The sequence below is a fragment of the Lactiplantibacillus sp. C232 genome, assembly GCF_023806725.1.
GTDB classification, from domain to species: Bacteria; Bacillota; Bacilli; order Lactobacillales; family Lactobacillaceae; genus Lactiplantibacillus; species Lactiplantibacillus plantarum.
The window spans coordinates 1-418 of the sequence record NZ_JAMSKZ010000050.1 but is presented as its reverse complement, the minus strand read 5'-3'; the positions used below and the strand labels follow the sequence as shown (position 1 = coordinate 418).

At 45.9% G+C, this 418-nt stretch carries 1 pseudogene; it reads right to left on the bottom strand.

Features of this window, described 5'->3' with window-relative positions:
- A pseudogene (locus MZO41_RS16555) lies at window positions 1–305 on the bottom strand (hypothetical protein); the annotation flags it as partial.
- Between the last annotated feature and the right edge of the window lie 113 nt (window positions 306–418).

Below are 418 nucleotides of genomic sequence, written 5' to 3'. Positions count from 1 at the left end.
TGACTAATATAGCCAGTCTCATCGGTCAACGCCCTTATCGTATGGTTACCATCACGATGAGCACGGCGAATATCTCTAATTTGCTCACGTTCTTCAGCTTGGGGATCTGGTAACATACTAGCTAAGTAGGCTTCATCACTGCGTACATTAGTCCCAGGCTTAACCAGTCTAACCGGGAACGGCCATTCACCAGATTTGTAGTTATGTTGCGCGAGCTTAAACATTTCCGGTTCTGGACCGATTGCTAGTGGGTGATCGATATCGGGTAGATCAGCGTTAATTACTAGCACCTGTGTTTCAGTCATGCGCTCACCTCCGTTTGCAATCCTTGTCTAGCTTGCTCTAGATCAATAAAATACTCGGCTGGCTTACCCCAACATTGGGTCAAATCAAAATTTAAGCCATCCCGCTGATATTC